The following is a 7,335-nucleotide window of genomic DNA, read 5'->3' on the forward strand; positions in this document are numbered from 1 at the left end:
AGAATCCAAATCCGGCCCCACCTGATCGACGGCTGCCTCACCGCCACGGGCCTGGCTATCAACCCACCGACCCCACCCTGAAAACCTCAGTAGGTTGCTGAACGCCGATGCCACCGATGCCGAGGTGTTCGCCGAGGCTGTGGCGACCGCTGCCGGCTCCGCGAGCCTGGACAACCTGACGCGCTGCGTCGGTGTGTTCGACCACTACACATCGCTGCGCGAGGTCCGCGCGCAGGAGGTGGAGGCTGCCGCGGAAGAGTAGTGGGGGTGAACGTTCTCACCGCGCTGCAGGCGGCGTATCCGGAGTTCGCGCGGGCGCGCGGATGCCTCACCCACACCCTCTCGGAGTCCGCGTTCCACCGGATGGGCGGCGGCGCGCTCTACGGCGCAGCCACATGGGCGCGGCGCGGCACCGTCGCTCATCGGCCGGTGGATTTGGCCCCCGCGGTGCGGGTGAACGGCATCGCCCGCCTCTGTCTCACCGGCCCGGTGAAGGCGCGGCTCACCAGGGGCGTTGTGATCAACACCGGGTAGGGGCGGCTGTGACCGGCCGCCCCTACCCGGACGGGCGTCCCGAGGTCCAGATCAGCTGGACGAGCTCGGCCCGATTGCTCACGCCGGTCTTCGCGAACACCCGCTTGAGGTGCTGCTTGACCGTGTTCTCGCTGATGAACGCCCGCGCCGCGATCTGTTTGGTGGTCAGACCCTCGCTGACCAGTTACGCGATCTCCTGCTCGCGCCGCGTCAACACCTCCCAGATGGGCAGCCGCTGGGCCGCGGTCTCCTCCGCGCATGGGAACACGACCGTGACTGCGGTGTCGTCGCGCTCGGACGGTCGGCAGGTCTTCACGATCGCTTTGCGACCGCCGTCGTGGACGCTACGGGTGAAGACGCGCCTGCCGTTGTCCCGGAGCGCCGCGACCCCCTCGCCGATGCAGGCCGCGATGGACCCGGGACGCGGCACGTCGACCGGAACCGCCTCGAAGTTCCAGTCCCGCCGGGCGATCCGGTTCTGGAACAGCAACTGTCCGTCGAGGTCGGTGACCACCACCGCTTGCGCCATCTGGTCCAGTGCGTGCTCCAGTGCCGTCGCCCTGTGTACCGTCGCCTCATGGCGGAGTGCACGCTCGGTGGCGAGTTCCAGCTCCTCGCCGACGACCCGCGCGGAGGCGAGGTCCTGCTCGCCGAACACGTTGCGCGACCCCGGCCGGCGCGCGAAGGTGATCGTTCCGTACATCACTCCGGACGCGATCAACGGCGCCTCCATCGAGTGGGCGAGCCTTTCCGTTCGGAATGCCTGCCGCGCGCCGCAGGCGCCCCAGGCCTGGGGGACAACCACCCGCGAGGAGTCGATCGGACTCCGGCGCTCGACGACGAACCTGAGCACAGGGCCGCCGGGCCGCCCGTATGCCTCGTACTGGTTGAGCATCCCACCGCCGGCGGTGGCGCGTATGTCGACGACCGTCCCCGCGGGGATGTCGAGCATGTAGAGGTCAAGGCCGTCCGCCTGGACGACCCGGCCGACCGTATTGAGGTAGGCCGAGGCCACCTCGTCCAAGGTGAGGGCCGACTCCAGCGCGCGCGAGAAGCGCCGATGTTCACGATCTGCATTCCTGTCCGACATCGGGGGGCCTGTCGGCGTACAAGTGAACGTGGCTCTGGCGAAATTTTCGTAGCCGGAGATCATCTCGGTGTGAGGGTCGGCCGGTCTGCATAGTGGGCAGCCTGTGGTTGTGCTCTGTTGAACTTGCGGACCTCTTACCGCAGTTGAATGATGTGCTGGTGGTCTCGGCCGATGTCGCTGATGCTGTCGTGGTGGTCCGCGCCCGCACGAGATTCGGTGTTCCGGCGGGATGTACGGGATGCGGCCAGCTCAGCGCGTGGTGCCACAGCCGCTATGTACGGCGCCTCGCCGACGTCGCTCTCGGAGGCCGACCTCTGCGCATCGACTTGTCCGTACGCCGCCTGTACTGCGAGAACGCGGCCTGTCCGAAGGTGACCTTCGCCGAGCAAGTACCGGGGCTGACCGTGCGCTACCAGCGTCGGACGCCGCAGTTGCAGCGTCTGGTGGAGGACATCGGCGTGGTGCTGGCGGCCCGAGGCGGTGCTCGGATGCTGCGGATCCTGAACATCAGGCTCTCGCGGTGCACTGTTCTGGCCCAGCTGATGCGGATGCCGCTTCCGCCACTGGAGACGCCCCGGGTGCTGGGGGTGGACGACTTCGCGCTCTACGGCGGCACCTACGGAACCCTCCTGGTCGACGCCACCACCCGGCTCCCGCTCACTCTCTGGGAGGGCGCGACGCGGAACAGCTCAGCCACTGGCTCCGCGAGCACCCAGGTGTCGAGGTCGCCTGCCGCGACGGCTCCCTTACCTACCGGCAGGGCATCACCGCCGGCGCACCCGACGCCGTGCAGGTCAGCGACCGCTTCCAGTGCGCCATGAGGCGCCTTGTCGTATCCCCGACTCAGTCGGGATGAATTCGGAAGGAGATTCTTGGGTCTGATGGCTTACCCGATCCGGAAACGGTGACGGGACCAGAGCATGCCAGGAAACCGACGGCCACTCTCAGGCAGTAGAGGTGACGCGTCGTGGGACCCGCGTGACACGGTGAAAGCTGAATTGCCTGAACCCTAATCCCCAGGAGATTGAAGGTCGAATCCGTCGGAAAGCTGCCCGTAACCGACGCCGCACCCTGTGACGACTTTGTGGAATGGTCGACGCACCTTCCGGAGTGCGGAGCGATGCCCAGCGAGGGCATTCAAGGGGATGAATGGGGCACCTACACCACGCTAGGACGTACGACAAGGACGAACATGGGATCGCCTACGGGAAGAGATCTTCCTATGGCGACGGAGGCCCCGTAGTAGTCGCCGGAGTCACGACCGGCCAAGGGGGACGGGAAAGCCGTCCACACCGGGCGAAGGGGGCCAGGTGATCGGACACTCAAGACTTGGGAGGTATGCGAAATGCAGAGTGCCGAAACAGTGCTGGGTGTCCTCCGTGAACGCGGCAGGCGTGGCCTGCCGTGCAATGAACTGTATCGACAGCTCTTCAATCCGCAGTTGTATCTCACGGCTTACGGACGTCTGTACTCCAACAAGGGAGCGATGACGCCCGGAGTCACTGGGGAGACCGTGGACGGCATGTCACTGGGCAAGATCGAGCACGTCATCGACGCGCTGCGCCACGAGCGCTACCGATGGAGCCCAGCTCGCAGGGTCTACATCCCGAAGGGGCGGGGCAGCACGAAGCTGCGCCCGCTCGGCCTGCCTCCGTGGAGTGACAAGCTCGTCGGAGAGGTGATCCGCCTGCTACTTGAGGCGTATTACGAGCCGACATTCTCTAACTCCTCTCACGGTTTCCGTCCCCGCCGGGGCTGTCACACCGCGCTGCGCGATGTGGCGAATACCTGGACGGGCACGGTCTGGCTTGTTGAGGGTGATATTGCGCAGTGTTTCGATCGGCTTGACCATTCGGTCATGCTGCGAATCCTGGGCGAGAGAATCCACGACAACCGGTTCCTTCGGCTCGTGCACAACATGCTCAAGGCCGGATACTTGGAAGACTGGGTCTGGAACGCCACGCACAGCGGGAGCCCGCAAGGCGGAGTTGTTTCACCGATCTTGTCGAATATCTATCTGCATAAGCTGGACGAGTACGTCGAGAACGTTCTGATCCCGGAATACACCCGAAGGAAAGTCAGGAAGCCGAACCAAGTCTTCTTTAAGGTCTGGAACGCGATGCGTCGCGCACGCAAGCGCGGTGACCGCACCGAGATGCGGGAGCTTCGCAAGCAACTCCGCAGCATGCCCAGCATGGATACTCAGGATCCCGGCTACCGGCGGCTGCGGTATGTGCGTTACGCCGATGACGCTCTGCTCGGGTTTGCCGGACCAAAGGTAGAGGCCGAGGAAATCAAGGAGCGTCTGGCGCAATTCCTGCGTGACGACCTCAAGTTGGAACTGTCGCCAGAGAAGACGCTCATCACGCACGCCCGCACCGAGGCGGCGAGGTTCCTCGGCTACGACATCACCGTGCATCACAACGACCGCAAGGTCACCGGCGGACGGCGCTCCGTCAATGGGGTCATCAGATTACGTGTCCCCCGTTCGGTGGTATCTGCCAAACAGGCCCAGTACATGAAGCGCGGCAAACCCGCGCGTCGGCCCGAACTGCTGAACCAGGACGACCACGTCATCCTCAGCACCTACGGGTCGGAGTACCGCGGCATCGTCCAGTACTACCTGCTGGCCGGCGACGTCTTTCGACTCGCCCGGCTGCAATGGGTCATGGAGACCTCGATGCTGATGACGCTCGCCAACAAGCACCGTTCGTCGGTGTCGAAGATGGCCCACAAGTACGCGGCCACCATCGAGACACCGCACGGGCCTCGCAAGTGCTTCGAGGCCCGCCTCGAACGCACCGGCAGGAAACCGCTGGTCGGAAGGTTCGGAGGGATCCCGTTGCGACGGGACAAAAAGACGGTCATCACCGACCGTCGGCTGGCCCCGGTCAACACCAAACGCAAGGAGCTGGTCACCCGACTCCTCGCCGGGCGGTGCGAGCCGTGCGGGCGGATCGACGCGGTAGAAGTCCACCACGTCGCCAAGCTCGCCGACCTCGGAAGACCGGGCGACCGGCCGCCATGGGCAGATCTCATGGCCGCACGACACCGCAAAACCCTTGTGGTCTGCGGAAGTTGTCACGCGTCCATCCATGGCAAGAGACCTGTCACAGCACTCACGGAGTAGTCGCTGGAGAGCGACGTGCGGTGAAAGTCGCATGCGTCGTTCGGGCTGGGGGCCGTGGGAAAAGGACCTGCTCAGCAGGCACCTCGCCGACGGCCCACCAGTACTCTGTGGCAGGGCCTCGGCCGAGCCGTGGAGACCTGCGTCGCCGCCCATCGCGACTGCCTGCGCAACCCGTCGCCCAGCGGCATGTTGCCGGAGGCCACCCGGCTGGCTTCCGGTCGGCCGCAGGACGACTCGACGCCCGTCGGCCGGCGGGCCGAGCGCAAGAAGGCAGCACATGCCCTGGTCCACGAACTCCTTGCCCAAGGGCACTCACGCCGGGCGATCGCCCGGCACCTGGGCTGGGGTCTCAACACCGTGCTCCGGTACGCGAACGCCGCACGCTGGCAGGACACCATCCGCGAGAACCGACCTCGGCCCAGCAGGCTGGACCCCTACAAGCCCTACCTGGAGCGGCGGTTCACCGAGGGATGCACCAGCGTCACCCAGCTGCACGGCGAGCTGGCTGCCGAGCACGCTTCTGTCACCTACGGCATGGTCCGCGCCTACATCGCCACCTTGCGCGGGGCTCAGTCCGGGGCGCCACCACGGCCGCCGACGGTACGGCAGGTGACCGGCTGGATCACCCGTCACCCCGCGACCATGACCGAGGAAGACCGGGCCGAACTGAAGGAGATCCTGGCCCACTGCCCCGAACTGGACAAGGCGGCCGGACACGTCCGCGATTTTGGCGAGATACTCACCGATCGCCTCGGCTCCACACTCCCCACCTGGGTCGACGCAGTCGACGCCAGCCAATTGCCCGGTCTCACAGGCTTCGCACTCCACTTGCTCCGGGACCTCGACGCCGTGACCGCCGGGCTCACTCTCGACTGGAGCTCCGGCAGCATCGAGGGCGCCGTGAACCGCATCAAGAAGATCAAGCGGCAGCTCTACGGCCGAGCCGGATTCGAACTACTCCGCAAGATGATCCTGCTCCAGTGACACTCCGAGACGCCCCTCAAGGGCTGCGCGAGAACCGAGAATCAGGAACATTTGCCGCGGTGGGCGTGTGGGCGGGGGCCATACAGGTGCCCAGTCGTGGCAGGATGGCCTCATGTTGATCCGAAAGGGCGATGCCGCGTAGGCGCCCCAAGGCCATCCGTGCAGAGCGGTGGCGGCCACGATGGCAGTATCCGGTCCTGAGGGTCCGTGGTGTCTCCGCGCGGACTCGTGCAGCGATCCGTCGGGTCGAAGACCAGGAGATGTGGCCCAACGCGGTCGCTGGTGCGCTCTCTCGTTTCGAGTGGGCTTTTAAGCAGCCTGGACGATACCTGAACGCCTCCGAGGCCTATTCGCCTGGGATAGAGGTGGAAGATGCCCGTGATGACCTGGAGAGGGCGATGCTGCACCTTCCTCCCGGAGCCAAAAGGGACTTGGGCCGACTGATCACACGCATCGACGCGGAATTCGAGCGCCGTACCTTGCCGGAACCCAACTACATCGAGTTGGCGATGTTCGGCTGGTGGTGGACCAGAATGCGTGAACGCTGACGGGCCTCCGGCTCGCGGCCCTCCCCTACAATCGAACGAAACCGTCACTCTCCGTGACCGCTCCCCAAGATCTGTGCCAGAACCTTCATGTGAAGTCGCTTCTCGACGGCTTCGGGAGGCGCCCGCCGAGCCCGGAACTCGATGTCGACGAGTGCGGGAGGCGCTGCCCGCCGAGGCGCCACCTGTCGGCAGCAGAGCCGCGCCGCCGCTCATCGGTGACGCGTCACGCCCTCTGCGAGCGGCGTGAACAGTATGTTCCAGTTGCCTGGCAGATGTTGCGTCGCTGCGGTCAGGTGGAAGTGCACGACTGTCCACTCGTCGGGTCGCGCCTGCGTCCCATGCTCCCGAACAGCCTGAAGGCAGTGGTCGATGAACTCCGAGTCCTCTTCATCGAACCCAAGCCGCTCGTACGCCTGCTGTACTTCCGGCGCCTCCTCGAACCAGTCGTCCCAGCCAGTGGCCGCGCCCAGAAGGTAAAGCAGGTAACTCTCGGCGCCCGGCAAACCGCCACGCACGTCTTCCGAGGTGATGTCCCGCTCCGCATCGTCGCAGTCCAGCTCCGTGCCCTCGGCCGCTGCGGTGACCAGACCCTCCCAGTAGGTCACGTCCTGCCTGCCGGTGCTCTGACGCATGTATTCGCTCGCGAAAGCGGCCATCGCCTTCGGATCGTCGATCAGCGGAGAGAGAACCACGTCGCTCGTGTAGTCGAAGCCGAAGTAGTAGCGCCGCCCGTTCAAAGTGAGCGACTCGACGCCGCCAACGTGGCCGATCCGATCAGGCAGAGGAGCAAAGCGCTTGGGAAGATCCTGTTCCATAGCGCGGACCATAGCGTCCCCCACCGACACTCACCGGGTCCAAGCCACCCCGATGCGAACATGAGTGCCATATTTAGGTAGTTCTGCGTACGCCACTGCCACCCACATCGCCGCGCACTGGCCGAGAGCTGCACGGACTGAGGCTCGGCGCCGTCGGGGCTACCGGGGTCGCAGGGCGTGGAGATCCGGCAGATGGCGTTCGCCAACGTGGGGCAGGGTGGTCTTCCGTCCTTG

Annotated in this window: 9 protein-coding genes; 6 read left to right on the forward strand and 3 right to left on the reverse strand. The window is 65.6% G+C overall.

Features of this window, described 5'->3' with window-relative positions:
• Positions 1-94: 94 nt before the first annotated feature.
• Together ACWCXX_RS39930 and ACWCXX_RS39935 are read left to right on the forward strand one after the other, a co-directional pair.
• The gene (locus tag ACWCXX_RS39930; RefSeq protein ID WP_451136055.1) at positions 95-262 is read left to right on the forward strand and encodes a hypothetical protein; all 168 of its coding nucleotides are present in this window, start codon (positions 95-97) and stop codon (positions 260-262) included.
• Positions 263-267: 5 nt separating this feature from the next.
• Positions 268-534, forward strand: coding sequence for a hypothetical protein (locus tag ACWCXX_RS39935; RefSeq protein WP_451136057.1), 267 nt, complete (start codon positions 268-270; stop codon positions 532-534).
• Between the two features lie 22 nt (positions 535-556).
• Here the strand turns inward: ACWCXX_RS39935 and ACWCXX_RS39940 are convergent, their stop codons facing one another.
• Entirely contained in the window at positions 557-718 is a 162-nt protein-coding gene (locus ACWCXX_RS39940) for a response regulator transcription factor (RefSeq protein WP_451136068.1), read from the reverse strand.
• Positions 719-1,624, reverse strand: a complete 906-nt coding sequence (locus tag ACWCXX_RS39945; protein ID WP_451136059.1) for a hypothetical protein — start codon at positions 1,622-1,624, stop codon at positions 719-721. It abuts the gene before it with no gap.
• A 152-nt stretch (positions 1,625-1,776) separates the two neighbouring features.
• On the opposite strand from ACWCXX_RS39945, the gene ACWCXX_RS39950 reads away from it, so the two are divergent.
• The 4 genes from ACWCXX_RS39950 (at position 1,777) to ACWCXX_RS39965 (ending at position 6,286) form a co-directional block, all read left to right on the forward strand.
• On the forward strand, positions 1,777-2,445 hold the full coding sequence (locus tag ACWCXX_RS39950) for a transposase family protein (RefSeq protein ID WP_451136070.1): 669 nt from the start codon (positions 1,777-1,779) through the stop codon (positions 2,443-2,445).
• A 524-nt stretch (positions 2,446-2,969) separates the two neighbouring features.
• The gene (locus ACWCXX_RS39955) at positions 2,970-4,754 is read left to right on the forward strand and encodes a reverse transcriptase domain-containing protein (protein ID WP_451136061.1); all 1,785 of its coding nucleotides are present in this window, start codon (positions 2,970-2,972) and stop codon (positions 4,752-4,754) included.
• Between the two features lie 129 nt (positions 4,755-4,883).
• Entirely contained in the window at positions 4,884-5,738 is an 855-nt protein-coding gene (locus ACWCXX_RS39960; RefSeq protein ID WP_451136063.1) for a transposase, read from the forward strand.
• A 260-nt stretch (positions 5,739-5,998) separates the two neighbouring features.
• Complete coding sequence (locus ACWCXX_RS39965) at positions 5,999-6,286, forward strand: hypothetical protein (protein WP_451136065.1); 288 nt, start codon at positions 5,999-6,001, stop codon at positions 6,284-6,286.
• A gap of 209 nt (positions 6,287-6,495) precedes the next feature.
• Here the strand turns inward: ACWCXX_RS39965 and ACWCXX_RS39970 are convergent, their stop codons facing one another.
• Positions 6,496-7,101: a hypothetical protein gene (locus tag ACWCXX_RS39970; protein ID WP_451136067.1), complete on the reverse strand. Its 606-nt coding sequence runs from the start codon at positions 7,099-7,101 to the stop codon at positions 6,496-6,498.
• Positions 7,102-7,335 lie beyond the last annotated feature (234 nt).

The sequence above is a fragment of the Streptomyces sp. NPDC001732 genome, from assembly GCF_053596315.1.